The sequence below is a fragment of the Streptomyces sp. NPDC005393 genome, from assembly GCF_040606675.1.
GTDB lineage: Bacteria > Actinomycetota > Actinomycetes > Streptomycetales > Streptomycetaceae > Streptomyces.
Genome location: NZ_JBEXFG010000033.1, coordinates 41,135 through 58,234 on the forward strand (window position 1 = coordinate 41,135; position 17,100 = coordinate 58,234).

A 17,100-nucleotide genomic window follows, 5' to 3' on the forward strand; every position below is an offset into this window, starting at 1 on the left:
GCATCGGGGTGCGGTCCGGCCACATCCCCGCCGAGCAGGTGGCCCATGTCGCCGACCAGGCGTGCGACTGGGCTGTCGAGGCGCTGAGCGCGCTGCGGAGGCCGGCCGTATGGCCCGAGTGCCCCGCTCACCCCGACGCGCATCCGCTCCAGGCCGAGGTGCGGGACGGCGCGGCGGTGTGGTCATGTCCGCGTACGGGCGAACCGGTCGCGCTGGTCGGGAAGGGTCCTGCTGCCGATGACGGAGCCGCACGGCCCTGACGGCTGAAGGCCGAAGGTGGTGAACGCGGTGCGTGGCGGCAGCGGATAGGCGGGCTCCGCCGTCAGCGCGTTGAGGATGACGGCGGAGCGCCAGGCCGCCAGGCCCAGGTCGGGGGTGCCGACGCCATGGGTGTGGCGCTCCGCGTTCTGGACGTACACCGAGCCCTTGATCAGGGGGTCGAGGACGAGGCGGTGGTCCGTGTCGACGCGGGGGCGCTCGGAGGAGTCCCGGCGGATGTACGGGTCGAGGGCGGCGAGCAGCGTGTCGACGCGGCGCTCGCGGTAGCCGGTGGCGAGGACGACGGCCTCGGTGGTGTGGCGGGCCCGGGTGCCCTGCTCGCCGTGTTCCAGATGGAGTTCGAGGCGGGCGGCGGCGATCCGGCCCGCGGTGCGGACGGTGACGCCGGGGGTGAGGACGGCGCCCGGCCAGTCGTTGAGGTGCTGGGCGCGGCGGTAGAGCTCGTGGTGGATGGCGTCGATGGTCTCGTGGGCGATGCCCTTGTAGAGCTGCCACTGCCGGGGCAGCAGCTGGTCGCGCATCGCCTCGGGCAGGGTGTGGAAGTGGCGGGTGTAGTCGGGGCTGAACTGCTCCAGGCCCAGCTTGCTGTACTCCATGGGCGCGAAGGCGGGGGTGCGGGCGAGCCAGTGGAGGCCCTCGGCGCCCAGGGGCCGGTTGCGGAGCAGGTCGAGGAAGACCTCGGCGCCGGACTGGCCGGAGCCGATGACGGTGACCTGGCCGGTGGCCAGCAACCGCTCGCGGTGCTCCAGGTAGTCGGCGGAGTGGAGGACGGGGACGCCCGGGGCGTCGGCGAGGGGGCGCAGGGGTTCGGGGACGTAGGGCTCGGTGCCGACGCCGAGGACGAGGTTACGGGCGTACGTACGGCCCAGGGCCTCGCCCTCGCCGTCCGGGCCGAGCCGGGTGAAGTCGATCTCGAACAGCCCGTATTCGTGGTCCCAGCGGACGGCGTCGATCTGATGGCCGAAGTGGAGGCCGGGGAGCTGTTCGCTGACCCAGCGGCAGTAGGCGTCGTATTCGGCCCGTTCGATGTGGAAGCGCTCGGCGACGTAGAAGGGGAACAGCCGCTCGTGGGTCTTGAGGTAGGTGAGGAAGCTCCAGGGGCTGCCGGGGTCGGCGAGGGTGACCAGATCGGCCAGGAAGGGGACTTGGATCGTCGCGCCGTCGATGAGGAGGCCGGGGTGCCAGTGGAAGGCGGGCCGCTGGTCGTAGAAGGCGGTGCGCAGGGTGGGGATGCCGTGGGCGAGGGCGGCCAGGGAGAGGTTGAACGGGCCGATGCCGATGCCGGCCAGGTCCAGCGGCTTCTCGGCGGCGGGTTCCTGCGCCGGGGTGGGGGTGGGGGGTTGTGCGGTGCTCATGGGGTGTTGCCTTCCACGAGTGCGAGCAGCCCGCGCAGATCGCTGGGCTGGGTGTACGGGTTGAGAAGGGTCGCCTTGAGCCACAGCCCCTCGGGGGTGATGGCGCGGCCGAGGACGGCCGTGCCGTCGTAGAGCAGGCGGCGGCGTAGCGCGGCGACGGCGGAGGGCCTCGCTCCGGCGGGGCGGAAGAGGACGGTGCTGATGGTGGGGCGGGCGTGGAGTTCGAGCCGGGGGCTGGCCTCGATGAGGTCCGCGAGGTGCCGGGCGGCGGCGCAGACGCGGTCGATCAGCTCCCCGAGGCCGTGGCGGCCCAGCGCCCGCAGGGTGACGGCGACCTTGAGGATGTCGGGGCGGCGGGTGGTGCGGTGCGAGCGGCCGAGCAGATCGGGGAAGCCGGCGTCGGTGTCGTCGTCGGCGTTGAGATAGTCGGCACGGTGCGCGAGCGGGGCCAGGGCGGCGGCGTCGGGGACGGCGAGGAGGCCCGCGGCGACCGGCTGCCAGCCGAGCTTGTGCAGGTCGAGGGTGACGCTACGGGCGCGGTCGAGCCCGTCGAGCCGGTCGCGCAGGGCGTCGCTGAACAGCAGCGGGCCGCCGTAGGCGGCGTCGATATGGAGGGCCGCGGCGTGGCGGTCGCAGACATCGGCGATGCGCGGGAGGGGGTCGATGGCCCCGGTGTCGGTGGTGCCGGCGGTGGCGACGGCCAGGACCGGATGGCCGGCCAGCGCGCCGAGGGCGTCGTCGAGGCAGGCCGGGTCGAGGACGCCGGCGGGGGTGGGGAGGGTGAGCGGCGCGGGCAGCCCGAGCAGCCAGGCGGCGCGGTGGACGCTGTGGTGGGCGTTGGCACCGCAGACGATCCGGAGCGGGGTGGTGGCCCCGGCGACGCGGGCCGCCTCGCGGGCCAGCACCAGGGCGAGTTGGTTGGACTCGGTGCCGCCGGTGGTGACGAGGGCGTCGGGCGCGGGGCCGTGGGGGTGGACGAGCCGGGCGAGGGCGCGGCAGGTCAGCGCCTCCAGCTCGCAGGCGGCGGGGGCCTGGTCCCAGGAGTCGAGGGAGGGGTTGAGCGCGGAGACGGCGAGATCGGCCGCGGCGGCGACGGCGAGCGGAGGGCAGTGCAGATGGGCTGCGCAGCGTGGATCGGCGGGGTCGGCGGCCCCCGCGGCGAGGGCCCGTACGAGCGCCCGCAGCGCGCCGTGCGCCCCCTCGCCGACGGCGGGGATGACCGGCTCCACCGCGTCCCGAACCCGCAGCGCGACAACCACGGGCCCACCGGCCGGAAGCGGACCGGGCCGCTCGGCGACCCCTGCGGCGAGGGCGTCCAGGACGGTGTCAACCATCGGCCGAAGCGCACCCGGACCGTCACTCCCCCCGGCGAGGAGGCGGTCGGTCCCGGTAACGGGCACAGGCATGAATGTGCCCCTCGTCTAGAAGTCGGGCAGGTGGGAGCTGCCTCAACGTACTTCCCGCGGCAGCGGTTCGGCCGATGGCAGGGAGAACTCCACCCATACGTGGGACGCCCCCGCGCGGCGGGTTGATCGCGGCTGGGGCCGCGCCGTTGAGGGGCGCCCGTGAGCGACGTCCGGCGCGGCGGCGCCCCCGTCGTGGGGGCGCCGCCCACCGTGGGGGCGCCGCCCACCGTGGGGGCGCCGCCCACCGAGGCGCCGCCTGCCACGGGGGCGGGCGGCACCCGGCGCGGGTGTGGGCAGCACCCGGCGAGGGTGTGGGCGGCGCCCGGCGAGGGTGTGGGCGGCGCCCGGCGAGGGGGCGCCGGCCAGGGGTGTGGGCGGCGCCCGGCGCGGGTATGGGCACCGCCCCGGCGCGAGACAACCCGGCCAGGCGCCGCCGGACACGGGGGCGGGCAGCGCCCCGGTCGGGTACCGGCAGCGCCCCGGCGCGGGTACCGGAAGCGCCCCGGCGCGGGTACGGGCACCGCCCCGGCGCGGGTACCGGCACCACCCCGGCGCGGGTACGGGCACCACCCCGGCGCGAGACAACCCGGCCAGGCGCCGCCGGACACGGGGGCGGGCAGCGCCCCGGTCGGGTACCGGCAGCGCCCCGGCGCGGGTACGGGCACCGCCCCGGCGCGGGTACGGGCGCCCGGTCGGGCGCCTCCGGCCGGATCGCCCCCGCCATGAGTCGCCCGGCGCGGGCACCCAGCACACCGAGGACGCCACCACGGCTGCCGGCAACGTCCGGCGGGCGGGGTGCTACCCCAGCGCGAGACAACCGGCCATGCGCCGCCGGGCACGGGTACGGGTAGCGCCCGGCGAGGGACAATCCGTGGACCTACTCCCCCTGCTTCTCCCCCTTCTTCCCCTTCTCGCGCACGCGCAGAGCGCGCCGCAGATCGTCGATATGGTCGGCGAGCCGGCGGTGCAGGGCGGGGACGGCGCCGGAGTCCTTGAGGCACTCCTCCCCCAGCCGCAGGGTCTCCAGGTCCACGGTCGTCGGGAAGGCCCAGCGGGCGACGGTGTCGGCGATGGCGGGTCCGCGGCGGGCGGCGACGGCGACGGCGGCCGGGAAGTAGCGCGGAACGTAGCCGGCGAGCAGGTCGTGGTGTTCGGGCTGCCAGAAGCCGGTGGCGGTGGCGGTGACGAGATAGTTGGAGAGCCCGGGACCGTCGTCCTCACCGAACAGGGCGTGCCACGCGGCCTCCTTCGCGTCCGGGTCCGGCAGCGCGGCCCGGCAGCGGGCGGCGCCTTCCTGGCCGGTGGCGCTGGAGTCGCGGGCGAGTTCGGCGTCGATGTCGGCGGGGCCGGCGGCGCCGAGGACGGCGAGCCGGGCGAGGATCTGCCAGCGCAGCTCGGGGTCGAGGGCGGGGCCGCCGGGGACGGTGTCGCCGTCGAGCCAGTCGGTGAGCCCGGCGGGGGCGGTGGCGCTGTCGATGAAGGTGCGTACGGCGGCGAGCCGCAGTCCGGGCCCGGAGCCGTCCTCGGTGCGGCGCAGCAGATCGCGGCAGGTGGCCCTGAGGGTGGCGAGGGCGGCGGGGCGCTGGTCGGCGGGGAGGTAGCGGTCGGCGATCTGGGTGCGGGCGAAGGCGAGCACGCCTTGGACGACCGCTATGTCGGTCTCGCGCGGAAGGTGGGCGCGGGCGGCGTGGAGATAGTCGGCGGGCGCGAGGTCGCCGTCGCGGACCATGTCGCGGGCGGCGTTCCAGATGACGGCGCGGCTGACGGCGCCGGGGAGGCCGGACAGGGAGCGGACGACGGCCTTCCAGGATCCGGGGTCGAGGCGGATCTTGGCGTAGGTGAGGTCGCCGTCGTTGAGGAGGAGCAGATCGGGGCGGGGGCCGGTGAAGGAGAGGGTGAGGGCGGGGTCGGCGCCGCTCAGCTCGGCTTCGACGCGCTCGCGCAGCACGAGCTGGTGCGGGGCGGCGGGTGCGTGGTCGTAGAGGCCGATGGCGATGCGGTGCGGCCGGGCCGCGCCGTCGCCTTCGCTCTCGTGGCGGATTTCGGCGCTCCACCGGCCGCCGTTGGCGGTGATGGCGGGGGTGAGGGTGTCGACGCCGGTGGTGCGCAGCCAGCGGTCGGCCCAGGCGTGGACGTCGCGGCCGGAGGAGCGGGCGAGGGAGTCTATGAAGTCGGCGAGGGTGGCGTTGCCGAAGCGGTGCCGGGTGAAGTGGTCGTTGATGCCGTCGAGGAAGTCCTTCTCGCCGAGCCAGGCGACGAGCTGACGCAGCGCGGAGGCGCCCTTGGCGTAGGAGATGCCGTCGAAGTTGAGGCGGGCGGCGGCGGTGTCGGGGACGAGTTCGGGCGTGGGGGCGACGGGGTGGGTGGAGGGGCGCTGGTCGGCGTCGTAGCCCCAGTTCTTGCGGCGGACGCCGAAGTCGGCCCAGGTGTCGGTGTAGCGGGTGGCCTCGGTGAGGGTCTGGTAGCCCATGTACTCGGCGAAGGACTCGTTGAGCCAGATGTCGTCCCACCACTTCATGGTGACGAGGTCGCCGAACCACATATGGGCCATCTCATGGGCGATGACCATGGCGCGGGTCTGGCGCTCGGCGTCGGTGACGGCGGAGCGGTAGATGAATTCGTCGCGGAAGGTGACGAGGCCGGGGTTCTCCATGGCGCCGGAGTTGAACTCGGGGACGAACGCCTGGTCGTAGGAGTCGAAGGGGTAGGGCTCGGCGAAGATCTCGTGGTAGCGGTCGAAGCAGCGCCGGGTGATGTCGAAGAGTTCGTCGGCGTCGGCTTCGAGGTAGGGGGCCAGCGAGCGGCGGACATGCAGTCCGAAGGGCAGTCCGGCGTGCTCGGTGCGCATCGAGTGGTACGGGCCGGCGGCGAGCGCCATCAGATAGGTGCTGATGGGCGGCGTGGGCGCGAGCTCCCAGCGGCCTTCGGCGGGGTCGCCGACGCGGGTGGCGATGCCGTTGCCGAGGACGGTCCACTCGGGCGGGGCGGTGACGCGGACGTCGAAGACGGCCTTGAGGTCAGGCTGGTCGAAGGCGGCGAAGACGTCATTGGCGTCGGCCATGCAGCACATGGTGTAGAGGTAGGTCTCGCCGTCGGCGGGGTCGGTGAAGCGGTGCATGCCCTCGCCGGTGTGCGAGTAGCGCATGTCCGTCTCGACGCGCAGCTCGTGCTCGCCCTCGGTGAGGGCGGTGAGCGGGAGCCGCTCGTCGGCGAGCGGCCCGGCGGCGTCCGCGAGGTCGAGTTCCCGGCCGTCGAGCACGGCGCGGTGGAGGGTGGCCGGGTTGAGCTCGACGAAGGTGTCCGCGCCCGCCTCGCGCGCGCTGAAGCGGATGGTGGTGATGGAGCCGAAGAGCTCGTCGCCACGGGTGAGATCGAGATCGATCGTGTAGCGGTGGACCTCGATGAGGCGGGCTCGGATCTGCGCTTCCTCGCGCGTCAGTACGGACATGGGGACATGCTGCCCTACGTGCGGCGGGCCGCACACGGGTGGGAAGAGGTTGCCGGGCGCGGAGGGCCGTAGGGGCGCACTACCGGTGTGCGCCCGCCCGGCATCGCGCGGGGCCGCGGCGGGGGCGGCGGCCCGGCGGGCAGTGCGCGGCGGCCCGGCGGGCGGGGGCGTCAGATGCGGGCGATGGTCTCGTGGTGCCGGATGACCTCGGCGATGATGAAGTTGAGCAGCTTCTCGGCGAAGGCCGGGTCGAGTTTGGCGCTCTCGGCGAGCTCGCGCAGCCGGGTGATCTGGCGCGCCTCGCGGGCCGGGTCGGCCGGAGGAAGCTTGTGGGCGGCCTTGAGGTGGCCGACCTGCTGGGTGCACTTGAAGCGTTCGGCGAGCATATGGACCACGGCCGCGTCGATGTTGTCGATGCTGTCGCGCAGCCGGGCCAGCTCGGCGCGTACGGATTCCTCGACTCCGTCGTTGGTGCTGGTCGTGTCCGGCTCGGCGGTGCGGTGGGTCTCGCTGTGCGTCATGGCCCCCGACCCTATGACAGCGGCACGGGAGCCGGGCCGCCCCGTCCCCGGTGGGGGGTTACGAAGGGGGCGGGGCGGCCGTCGGGGAGGGCCGCCCCCGGTGCGGCGCCTCCACCGTGGAGGAGTCACCTGGGCAGGGGAAGGTTCCACTTCTTCCGCTACTTTCCCGCGCACGGCCGCGGCCCCGGCCGTCCCCGCTACCCTCCCTCGCATGATCGCGACGCTTCAATGCACCGTCATCGACTGTCCCGACCCCGCCGCGCTGGCCGCCTTCTACGGCCGGATCCTGGGCTGGCGGGTGGACGACAGCGACCCGGAATGGGCGACCCTCACCGCCGCCGACGGGCAGCGGCTGGCCTTTCAGCCGGCGCCCGACCACCGGCCGCCGCGTTGGCCGGATCCGGCCCATCCGCAACAGGTCCATCTGGACTTCGACGTGGACACGGTCGAGGACGTGGAGCGGGCGCAGCGCGAGGTGATCGAGCTGGGTGCGACGTTCCTGCATGACAGCGGCGGGGAGCGGTCGGGGTTCCGGGTCTTCAGCGATCCGGCCGGGCACCCCTTCTGTATCTGTTACGGACAGACCGGACCGACCGGACCGAGCTGACCGGGGCCGGCGCGCGGTGCGCCGGCCCCGGTCCGGGGTGGGTGGGGATCAGCCGCCGAGCTGGGCCGCGCCCGCCTTGATGTCCTTGGCGAAGGTGCTCACCTCGGTGTAGACGCCGGGCTTGCCGGGCCGTGCGCAGCCCTCGCCCCAGCTGACGATGCCGACCTGGATCCACTGGCCGCTGTCGTCCTTGCGGAACATCGGGCCGCCGGAGTCACCCTGGCAGGTGTCCACGCCGCCTTCCCTCATCTTCCCGGCGCAGATCTCCTCGCCGGGGACGAGGTCGCTGTAGGCCGATCCGCAGGTGGCGTCGTCGACGAACGGCACGGTGGCCTTGAGCAGATAGCGCTGCTGGCCGCCGCCCTCGACGGCGGCGCCCCAGCCCGCGACGGTGAAGTCGCCCTTGTTGTAGGCGTCGGTCTCGGCGATCTTCAGGGTGGGCTGGCTGATCGGCTTGGCGAGCTTGATGAGCGCCCAGTCCTTGCCCTGGCCGTTGTAGCCGGGGGCCTGGAGCACCCGGGTGGACTTGACCTTGACGGCGCTGGAGCTCTGGAGGTCGACGACGCCGGCGGTGGCGGTGATGGAGGTGTTCGCACCGCTGCCGTTCACACAGTGGGCGGCGGTGAGCACGATGTCATTGGTGTAGAGCGCTCCGCCACAGCCCATGGACAGCCGGACCATGAAGGGGAATTCGCCCTGGGCGGCGCGGGTGCCGCCGACGACGGAGGGGCTGGGCTCGGGGCTGGTGGCCTGGGCTATCGCGCTGCCGGGGGTCAGGCTGAAGGCGGCGAGGGCGACCGTGCCGAGGGCCGAGGCTCTCTTGAGGTGCTTCAGGTGATTCCGCAACGGATTTCCTTTCGTGGGGGGTTCAACCGCGAATGTCAGGCTCATGCCAATTCGCAATTCGGGGAATCGGCCTCCGGAACCGCATGGGATGAGCCCTGAAACGCCCTGTGATTATGTGGAGCGGGTGAACGGGGTGACAAGGGTCGCTTTCCGGCCAGCGCGGCCTACTGGCGCCCGCGAAATACGCCCGTAAGGTTGAGTCCGGAAAAGGCGTGCGGCGGGACGACGGGCACGGGGTGACGGCGTGGCGGCACCGGGCAGCGACATCGAGCACGGGTATCCCCATCTGGACACCGTCCGGGCCGCGATCACCGCGCTCTACCGGCGGCTGTCCCGCGACACGGTGGACACCTTCGGACTCAGCGTGGTCCCCGGCGATGTGGCCTTCTCCGACCAGGACGACCTCCACCTCGGCGTTCAGCGGGTCGCCCGCGTCATGGTGCGGCATCTGCGGCTGCCCGACGCCCGGATGATCGTGAGCTTCCGGGAGATGCGGCATGCGGGGAATGTGGAGCTGGCCGCCGGGCCCGAGTACTTCATCGAGCTCAACTCCCGCTTCAAGTCCCACCGGCGAGACATCGGCGCGGCGCTCGCCCATGAAGTGACGCATGTGTATCTGCACCGGCTCGATCTGACGTTCCCCGGCACTCGCGACAACGAAATCCTCACCGACACCACCGCCGCCTATCTCGGCACGGGCTGGTTGCTGCTCGACGCCTACCGCCAGGACTCGGTTTCCAGCCAGAAACTGGGCTATCTGACGCCGGAGGAATTCGGCTATGTGCTCGCCAAGCGGGCGCTGCTCTTCCATGAGGACCCGGCCCTGTGGTTCACCAGCCCCCAGGCGTACGAGGCGTACACCAGGGGGCTGGAGCTGGCGCGCCACGATGAGCGGCAGCCGCCGCTCACCGCCGCCGGATGGGCGGGCCGACACCGCTACGCCAAGGACCGCCGGGCGGCCCGGAGTCGGGCCGAGGCCGAGCCCCGCGCCCCAAGCCGGCCGCTTCCCACCGGCGGTGACTACGTCTTCGAGGGCGGCGCCCCGCTGAGCGTCTCCTTCCCCTGCCCGACCTGCCGTCAGCGGATCCGGGTCCCGGTGCGCGGCCGGCTGCGGGCCCGCTGCGGACTGTGCCGTACGGTGCTGGAGTGCGACACCTGACGGCGGTGCCGCACCCGCCGCCTTGGGGGGCTGGAGTGCACTCCAGGTCGTACGCTCGCGTGCATGAGCCCCTCCATCGCCACCAACACCCGTGTCGCCCTGGACGAGCTGCTGGAGTTCGTCCGCCCGCGCCACCGTGCCATCCTGATGACCCGCCGGACCGACGGCTCACCGCAGGCATCGCCGCTGACCTGCGGCGTCGACGACTCGGGCCGGATCGTCGTCTCCACGTACCCCGAGCGCGCCAAGGTCCGCAACGCCCGGCGCGACCCGGCCGTGAGCCTCATCGTGCTGTCCGACGAGTGGAACGGACCATGGGTCCAGATCGACGGCACCGCCGAGGTGATCGACCCGCCGGAGTCCGTCGAGCCGCTGGTCGAGTACTACCGCAATATCGCGGGCGAGCACCCGGACTGGGACGAGTACCGCGAGGCCATGCGCAAGCAGGGCAAGTCGCTGGTCCGCGTCACCCCCGAGCGCTGGGGCCCGGTCGCCACGGGCGGCTTCCCCGCCCGCCTGGTCGAGGGCGACGAGGGATGACGGTTCAGCACCGCCCCGCCCGCCCGTAGAGGACGATCCGCATCCCGGTGACGTCCCTGACGGCGCATCGGTGGAAGTCCTCCGCCGGCACCTCGCGGTTCGCCTTCTCCTGAGGGGTGTCGTCCAGCGGCCGGCCGGCCGGGTCGTTCACCGTGACGATCCGCCCGGCCGTCAGCATGCGGGCCCGGATCCGGGGCGCCGGCAGCTCGATGCCGTGCAGCGTGCCCGAGGGGATCGCGTGCCGGGCCAGGGCCAGCTCGTTGAGCCCCTGGAAGTCCTCCGGGTGGGACATGATCGGCTCCCGGCGGCGCGCGGGCATGAAGAGCACCCCGTCGCCGGGCCGGCTCAGCTCCCGTACGGCGCGGGCGGCCGCGATGGGGTCGTCGAGCCGGCTCTGCGGAGTCCGCAGGTGAAGGGGAAACGGCAGCAGGGCCGCCACGGCCAGCCCCGCGGGCCACGGCCCTCGGGGCGGCCAGGGTGCGTGCCAACGCGTCCAGCCGCGTGCCGATCAGCAGCGCGAGGCCGACGTAGGCGTAGAGGACGTAGCGGTCGACGCAGAGCGGCTTGTCCTGGGCGACGAAGGCGCTGCGCTCGCGTGCGGCGGGGGCCGAGGGGCCTGTCCGAAGATCCGTAAGGTTCCGGTGGTGGGCGCCAGCAGATCGGCGGCCAGGGAGAGCAGGGTGCTCTTGCCCGAGCCGTTGGGGCCCACCAGTGCGCAGCTACGGTTGGCGGGCAGCCGGAAGGCGACCTCTCTCAGGGCCCACCCGCGCCGGTATGTGGTCTTCTCCCCGGAGCGATGTCAAGCCGCCGAGGTCAGGCCGAACGCCACGCGGCGCCCGCCCCCGGTCGGGTGGGGGAGGCGCCGCGCGGCCGGTCCGTACGCCGTTGTACGGGCGGAGCTTGGGGAGGGGTCAGACCATGAGGGCCCGGTCCGTCGGACGGATCGGCGCGGGCAGCGCGCTGGCTCCCGCCAGATAGCGGTCCACGCCGCGTGCCGCGGAGCGGCCCTCGGCGATGGCCCAGACGATCAGCGACTGGCCTCGGCCCGCGTCGCCCGCCACGAAGACCCCGTCCACATTGGTGGCGAAGTCGGCGTCGCGCGCGATGTTGCCGCGCTCGTCCAGCTCCAGGCCGAACTGCTCGACCAGGCCGTTCTCCCGGTCGGTGCCGGTGAAGCCCATGGCCAGGGTGACCAGCTGGGCCGGGATCTTCCGCTCGGTGCCCGGCTTCTGCTCGAGCTTGCCGTCCTTGAACTCCACCTCGACCAGGTGCAGCCACTGGACATTGCCGTCCTCGTCGCCCTCGAAGTGGGTGGTGTTGACGGAGTAGACCCGCTCACCGCCCTCCTCGTGCGCCGAGGTGACCTTGTAGAGCATCGGGAAGGTCGGCCAGGGCTGGTTCGGGTTCCGCTCCTCGCCCGGCTTCGGCATGATCTCCAGCTGGGTGACGGAGGCGGCGCCCTGGCGGTGGGCGGTGCCGACGCAGTCCGCGCCGGTGTCGCCGCCGCCGATCACCACGACATGCTTGCCCTTGGCGCTGATGGGGGACGTGGTGAGGTCCCCCTCCTGCACCTTGTTGGAGAGCGGCAGGTACTCCATCGCGAAATGGATGCCGTTCAGCTCGCGCCCCGGGACCGGCAGATCGCGGGAGGTGGTGGCGCCGGCCGCGATGACCACCGCGTCATAGCGCCTGCGGAGCTTGGCCGCGTCGATGTCGCGGCCGATCTCCGTCTCGGTGCGGAACTTGGTGCCCTCCGCGCGCATCTGCTCGATGCGGCGGTTGATGTGGCGCTTCTCCATCTTGAACTCGGGGATGCCGTAGCGCAGCAGCCCGCCGATGCGGTCGGCCCGCTCGTAGACGGCGACCGTGTGGCCCGCGCGGGTCAGCTGCTGGGCGGCGGCGAGCCCCGCCGGGCCCGAGCCGATGACGGCGACGGTCTTGCCGCTCAGCCGCTCGGGCGGCTGCGGGGTGACATCGCCCGCGTCCCACGCCTTGTCGATGATGGTGACCTCGACGTTCTTGATGGTCACCGCGGGCTGGTTGATGCCGAGCACGCACGCGGACTCGCACGGCGCCGGGCACAGCCGCCCGGTGAACTCCGGGAAGTTGTTGGTCGCGTGCAGCCGCTCGCTGGCCTCCCGCCAGTCCTCGCGGTAGGCGTAGTCGTTCCACTCGGGGATGAGGTTCCCCAGCGGACAGCCGTTGTGGCAGAACGGAATGCCGCAGTCCATGCACCGGCTGGCCTGCTTGCTGATGATCGGCAGCAGGGAGCCTGGGACGTAGACCTCGTTCCAGTCCTTGACGCGCTCGTCCACCGGGCGGGTCTTGGCGACCTCGCGGTCAGTGCTCAGAAAGCCCTTGGGATCAGCCATTGGTCGCCGCCTCCATCATCTTCTCGGTGGTCTCGGTCTCGGAGAGCCCAGCTCGCTCGGCGGCGTCCTTGGCGGCGAGCACTGCCTGGTAGGTAGCAGGGATGATCTTGCTGAAGCGGGTGAGGGCGCTCTCCCAGTCGTCGAGCAGCGCGCCCGCGACGGTGGAACCGGTCTCCTCCTGGTGGCGTCGCACCGCGTCGTGCAGCCACTGCTTGTCGGTGTCGTCCAGCTCGCCGATGGCGCTGACGAGCTCGCGGTTGACGTTGTCCCGGTCCAGGTCGATGACGTACGCGATACCGCCGGACATACCGGCCGCGAAGTTACGGCCCGTGGGGCCGAGGACGACCGCCCGGCCGCCGGTCATGTACTCACAGCCGTGGTCGCCCACGCCCTCGGAGATGACGGTCGCGCCGGAGTTGCGGACGCAGAACCGCTCGCCCACCTTGCCGCGCAGGAACAGCTCACCGCCGGTCGCGCCGTACGCGAGGGTGTTGCCCGCGATGGTCGAGTACTCGGCGAGATGGTCGGCGCCCCGGTCCGGGCGGACGACCACCCGGCCACCGGACAGGCCCTTGCCGACGTAGTCGTTGGCGTCGCCCTCCAGCCGCAGCGTGACACCGCTGGGCAGGAACGCGCCGAAGGACTGGCCGGCCGAGCCGGTGAAGGTGATGTCGATGGTGTCGTCCGGCAGGCCCGCGCCGCCGAACTTCCGGGTCACCTCATGGCCGAGCATGGTGCCGACGGTCCGGTTGATGTTGCGGATCGCGACCTGGGCGCGGACCGGCTGGGCCGCCTCGGCGCTCTCCGCGTTCAGCGCGTCGGCCGCGAGCTTGATCAGCTCGTTGTCGAGCGCCTTCTCCAGACCGTGGTCCTGCTTGACCGCCTGGTGCCGAACGGCGCCGTCGGGCAGCTCGGGCACGTACAGCAGCGGGGCGAGGTCGAGGCCCTGCGCCTTCCAGTGCTGGACGGCCCTGGCGGTGTCGAGCAGCTCGGCGTGGCCGATGGCCTCTTCCAGCGTACGGAAGCCCAGCTCGGCGAGGAGCTCACGGACCTCCTCGGCGATGAACTGGAAGAAGTTCACCACGAACTCGGCCTTGCCGTTGTACCGCTCGCGCAGCACCGGGTTCTGGGTGGCGATGCCGACCGGGCAGGTGTCCAGGTGGCACACGCGCATCATGACGCAGCCGGAGACGACCAGCGGCGCGGTCGCGAAGCCGAACTCCTCGGCACCCAGCAGCGCGGCGATGATCACGTCACGGCCGGTCTTCAGCTGACCGTCGGTCTGCACGACGATGCGGTCGCGCAGGCCGTTGAGCAGCAGCGTCTGCTGGGTCTCGGCCAGGCCCAGCTCCCAGGGGCCGCCCGCGTGCTTGAGCGAGGTGAGCGGCGAGGCGCCGGTGCCGCCGTCGTGGCCGGAGATCAGCACCACGTCGGCGTGGGCCTTGGAGACGCCCGCGGCGACGGTGCCGACGCCGACCTCGGAGACCAGCTTGACGTGAATGCGCGCCTGGGGGTTGGCGTTCTTCAGGTCGTGGATCAGCTGGGCGAGGTCCTCGATCGAGTAGATGTCGTGGTGCGGCGGCGGGGAGATGAGGCCGACGCCCGGGGTGGAGTGCCGGGTCTTGGCGACCCAGGGGTAGACCTTGTGGCCGGGCAGCTGGCCGCCCTCGCCGGGCTTGGCGCCCTGCGCCATCTTGATCTGGATGTCATCGGAGTTGACCAGGTATTCGCTGGTCACGCCGAAGCGGCCGGAGGCCACCTGCTTGATCGAGGAGCGCCGCGCCGGGTCGTGCAGCCGCTCCGAGTCCTCGCCGCCCTCGCCGGTGTTGGACTTGCCGCCCAGCTGGTTCATGGCGATGGCCAGCGTCTCGTGCGCCTCCTGGGAGATGGAGCCGTACGACATCGCGCCGGTCGAGAACCGCTTGACGATCTCGCTGACGGGCTCGACCTCCTCGATCGGGATCGAGGGCCGGTCCCCCTTGAGGGCGAACAGGCCGCGCAGCGTCATCAGCCGCTCGGACTGCTCGTTCACCCGCTCGGTGTACTTCTTGAAGATGTCGTAGCGGCGCGAGCGCGTGGCGTGCTGCAGCCGGAAGACCGTCTCGGGGTCGAACAGATGCGGTTCGCCCTCCCGGCGCCACTGGTACTCGCCGCCGATCTCCAGCGCCCGGTGGGCGGAGGGGACGCCGGTGGCCGGGTATGCCTTGGCGTGCCGGGCGGCGACCTCCTTGGCGATGATGTCCAGGCCGGCGCCGCCGATCTTGGTGGCGGTGCCATGGAAGTAGGTGTCCACAAAGGACTCGTCCAGGCCGACGGCCTCGAAGACCTGTGCGCCCCGGTAGGAGGCCACGGTGGAGATGCCCATCTTGGACATCACCTTCAGGACGCCCTTGCCGAGCGCCTTGATGAGGTTGCGGATCGCGGTCTCGGTCTCCACACCCGGCAGGAAGGTGCCCGCGCGGACCAGGTCCTCGACCGACTCCATCGCCAGGTACGGGTTGACGGCCGCGGCACCGTAGCCGATCAGCAGCGCGACATGGTGCACCTCGCGCACGTCGCCCGCCTCGACCAGCAGCCCCACCTGGGTGCGCTGCTTGGTGCGGATGAGGTGGTGGTGGACCGCGGAGGTGAGCAGCAGCGAGGGGATCGGCGCGTGCTCGGCGTCCGAGTGCCGGTCGGACAGGACGATCAGCCGGGCGCCGTCCTCGATGGCGGCGTCCGCCTCGGCGCAGATCTCGGCCAGCCGCGCGGCGAGCGCCTCACCACCGCCGCCGACCCGGTACAGGCCGGAGAGGGTGGCGGCCTTCAGCCCCGGCATGTCGCCGTCGGCGTTGATGTGGATGAGCTTGGCCAGCTCATCGTTGTCGATCACCGGGAAGGGCAGGATGACATTGCGGCAGGAGGCCGCGCTCGGCTCCAGCAGATTGCCCTGCGGGCCCACCGAGGAGATCAGCGAGGTGACCAGCTCCTCGCGGATCGCGTCCAGCGGCGGGTTGGTGACCTGCGCGAACAGCTGGGTGAAGTAGTCGAACAGCAGCCGCGGCCGCTCGGAGAGGGCGGCGATCGGCGAGTCGGTGCCCATCGAGCCGATCGGCTCGGCGCCCGCCTTGGCCATCGGCGCGAGGAGAACGCGCAGCTCCTCCTCCGTGTAGCCGAAGGTCTGCTGGCGGCGGGTGACCGAGGCGTGGGTGTGCACGATGTGCTCGCGCTCGGGCAGATCGGCCAGGTCGATCAGACCGGCCTCCAGCCACTCGCCGTACGGCTGCTCGGCGGCGAGCTCGGCCTTGATCTCGTCGTCCTCGATGATGCGGTGCTCGGCGGTGTCGACCAGGAACATCCGGCCCGGCTGGAGCCGGCCCTTGCGGACCACCTTGGCCGGGTCGATGTCCAGGACGCCGACCTCGGAGGAGAGCACGACCAGACCGTCGTCGGTCACCCAGTAGCGCCCCGGCCGCAGACCGTTGCGGTCCAGCACGGCGCCGACCTGGGTGCCGTCGGTGAAGGTGATACAGGCCGGGCCGTCCCAGGGCTCCATCATCGTGGAGTGGTACTGGTAGAAGGCGCGCCGGGCCGGGTCCATGGAGGCGTGGTTCTCCCATGCCTCGGGGACCATCATCAGCACGCTGTGCGGCAGCGAGCGGCCGCCGAGGTGCAGCAGCTCCAGGACCTCGTCGAAGGTCGCGGAGTCGGAGGCGTCCGGGGTGCACAGGGGGAAGACCCGGTCCAGCCCCTTGTCCCCGAACAGGTCGCTGACCAGCTGCGACTCCCGCGCCCTCATCCAATTGCGGTTACCCTGAACCGTGTTGATCTCGCCGTTGTGGGCGACGAAGCGGTACGGGTGGGCGAGCGGCCAGCTGGGGAAGGTGTTGGTGGAGAACCGGGAGTGGACCAGCGCGATGGCCGTGGCGAAGCGGCGGTCGGACAGATCCGGGAAGAACGGCTCCAGCTGACCGGTGGTCAGCATGCCCTTGTAGACGAGGGTGCGGGAGGACAGCGACGGGAAGTAGACGCCCGCCTCGCGCTCGGCGCGCTTGCGCAGCACGAACGCCTTGCGGTCCAGCTCCACGCCCGTGCTGACCCCGTCGGTGACGAAGAGCTGGGCGAAGGCGGGCATGGTGGTGCGCGCGCCGTTGCCCAGCAGCTCGGGGGCGACCGGCACCTCCCGCCAGCCGAGGACGGTCAGGCTCTCTTCGGCGGCGATCCGCTCGATCCGGCCCACGGCGTCGGCGCCGTCGGCCTCCCCGTCCGGGAGGAACGCGATACCCACGGCGTAGGCACCGGCTTCGGGAAGCTCGAAGTCGGTGACGCTCTCACGCAGGAAGGCGTCCGGGACCTGCACAAGGATGCCCGCGCCGTCGCCCGAGTCGGGCTCCGAGCCGGTGGCCCCGCGGTGCTCCAGATTCCGCAGCACGGTGAGAGCCTGCTCCACGAGCTCATGGCTGGCCTCGCCGGTGAGGTTCGCCACGAAGCCGACGCCACAGGCGTCGTGCTCATTGCGCGGGTCGTACATCCCCTGGCGGGCGGGGTGGGATGCGGAACGCATCGGCTCTCCCGTCGTCGTCATGGC

The 17,100-nt window shown here is 72.3% G+C and carries 11 protein-coding genes and 1 pseudogene; 3 read left to right on the forward strand and 9 right to left on the reverse strand.

The window, feature by feature from the left end; translation table 11 throughout:
- Nucleotides 1-182: 182 nt before the first annotated feature.
- The 4 genes from ABZS71_RS24575 to ABZS71_RS24590 all read right to left on the reverse strand — a co-directional run bounded on the left by ABZS71_RS24575 (nucleotide 183) and on the right by ABZS71_RS24590 (nucleotide 7,009).
- Nucleotides 183-1,634 (reverse strand): SidA/IucD/PvdA family monooxygenase, encoded by a 1,452-nt coding sequence (locus ABZS71_RS24575; protein ID WP_356213618.1) that lies wholly within the window; start codon nucleotides 1,632-1,634, stop codon nucleotides 183-185.
- On the reverse strand, nucleotides 1,631-3,040 hold the full coding sequence (locus tag ABZS71_RS24580; protein ID WP_356213621.1) for a pyridoxal-dependent decarboxylase: 1,410 nt from the start codon (nucleotides 3,038-3,040) through the stop codon (nucleotides 1,631-1,633). The genes ABZS71_RS24575 and ABZS71_RS24580 overlap by 4 nt, the downstream gene beginning before the upstream one ends.
- A gap of 877 nt (nucleotides 3,041-3,917) precedes the next feature.
- Nucleotides 3,918-6,488, reverse strand: a complete 2,571-nt coding sequence (gene pepN / locus ABZS71_RS24585) for an aminopeptidase N (RefSeq protein ID WP_356213624.1) — start codon at nucleotides 6,486-6,488, stop codon at nucleotides 3,918-3,920.
- A gap of 170 nt (nucleotides 6,489-6,658) precedes the next feature.
- Nucleotides 6,659-7,009: a chorismate mutase gene (locus ABZS71_RS24590; RefSeq protein ID WP_355856793.1), complete on the reverse strand. Its 351-nt coding sequence runs from the start codon at nucleotides 7,007-7,009 to the stop codon at nucleotides 6,659-6,661.
- A 211-nt stretch (nucleotides 7,010-7,220) separates the two neighbouring features.
- Here ABZS71_RS24590 and ABZS71_RS24595 point away from each other — a divergent pair, with 211 nt between their 5' ends.
- Nucleotides 7,221-7,616, forward strand: a complete 396-nt coding sequence (locus ABZS71_RS24595; RefSeq protein ID WP_356213627.1) for a VOC family protein — start codon at nucleotides 7,221-7,223, stop codon at nucleotides 7,614-7,616.
- Nucleotides 7,617-7,664: 48 nt separating this feature from the next.
- On the opposite strand, the gene ABZS71_RS24600 is transcribed toward ABZS71_RS24595, so the two are convergent.
- Nucleotides 7,665-8,462: a serine protease gene (locus ABZS71_RS24600; protein ID WP_356213630.1), complete on the reverse strand. Its 798-nt coding sequence runs from the start codon at nucleotides 8,460-8,462 to the stop codon at nucleotides 7,665-7,667.
- 244 nt (nucleotides 8,463-8,706) lie between these two features.
- Here ABZS71_RS24600 and ABZS71_RS24605 point away from each other — a divergent pair, with 244 nt between their 5' ends.
- Nucleotides 8,707-9,621 (forward strand): hypothetical protein, encoded by a 915-nt coding sequence (locus tag ABZS71_RS24605; RefSeq protein WP_356213633.1) that lies wholly within the window; start codon nucleotides 8,707-8,709, stop codon nucleotides 9,619-9,621.
- Nucleotides 9,622-9,684: 63 nt separating this feature from the next.
- Entirely contained in the window at nucleotides 9,685-10,161 is a 477-nt protein-coding gene (locus ABZS71_RS24610; RefSeq protein WP_355856781.1) for a PPOX class F420-dependent oxidoreductase, read from the forward strand.
- A 4-nt stretch (nucleotides 10,162-10,165) separates the two neighbouring features.
- Here ABZS71_RS24610 and ABZS71_RS24615 read toward each other — a convergent pair whose 3' ends face one another.
- From ABZS71_RS24615 to gltB, 4 genes and pseudogenes are all read right to left on the reverse strand, one after another.
- On the reverse strand, nucleotides 10,166-10,600 hold the full coding sequence (locus ABZS71_RS24615) for a hypothetical protein (RefSeq protein ID WP_356213636.1): 435 nt from the start codon (nucleotides 10,598-10,600) through the stop codon (nucleotides 10,166-10,168).
- Between the two features lie 118 nt (nucleotides 10,601-10,718).
- Nucleotides 10,719-10,918 (reverse strand): annotated as a pseudogene (locus ABZS71_RS24620) (ABC transporter ATP-binding protein); the annotation flags it as partial.
- Nucleotides 10,919-11,072: 154 nt separating this feature from the next.
- Nucleotides 11,073-12,533, reverse strand: a complete 1,461-nt coding sequence (locus ABZS71_RS24625) for a glutamate synthase subunit beta (RefSeq protein ID WP_356213639.1) — start codon at nucleotides 12,531-12,533, stop codon at nucleotides 11,073-11,075.
- Nucleotides 12,526-17,076 (reverse strand): glutamate synthase large subunit, encoded by a 4,551-nt coding sequence (gene gltB / locus ABZS71_RS24630; protein WP_356213642.1) that lies wholly within the window; start codon nucleotides 17,074-17,076, stop codon nucleotides 12,526-12,528. Before gltB ends, ABZS71_RS24625 begins: the two co-directional genes overlap by 8 nt.
- Nucleotides 17,077-17,100: the final 24 nt, after the last annotated feature.

Coding starts and splice junctions, on each gene's coding strand:
- ABZS71_RS24575 (WP_356213618.1), bottom strand. CDS start 1,634: ATGAGCACCGCACAACCCCCCACCCCCACCCCGGCGCAGGAACCCGCC.
- ABZS71_RS24580 (WP_356213621.1), bottom strand. CDS start 3,040: ATGCCTGTGCCCGTTACCGGGACCGACCGCCTCCTCGCCGGGGGGAGT.
- pepN (WP_356213624.1), bottom strand. CDS start 6,488: ATGTCCGTACTGACGCGCGAGGAAGCGCAGATCCGAGCCCGCCTCATC.
- ABZS71_RS24590 (WP_355856793.1), bottom strand. CDS start 7,009: ATGACGCACAGCGAGACCCACCGCACCGCCGAGCCGGACACGACCAGC.
- ABZS71_RS24595 (WP_356213627.1), top strand. CDS start 7,221: ATGATCGCGACGCTTCAATGCACCGTCATCGACTGTCCCGACCCCGCC.
- ABZS71_RS24610 (WP_355856781.1), top strand. CDS start 9,685: ATGAGCCCCTCCATCGCCACCAACACCCGTGTCGCCCTGGACGAGCTG.
- ABZS71_RS24625 (WP_356213639.1), bottom strand. CDS start 12,533: ATGGCTGATCCCAAGGGCTTTCTGAGCACTGACCGCGAGGTCGCCAAG.
- gltB (WP_356213642.1), bottom strand. CDS start 17,076: ATGCGTTCCGCATCCCACCCCGCCCGCCAGGGGATGTACGACCCGCGC.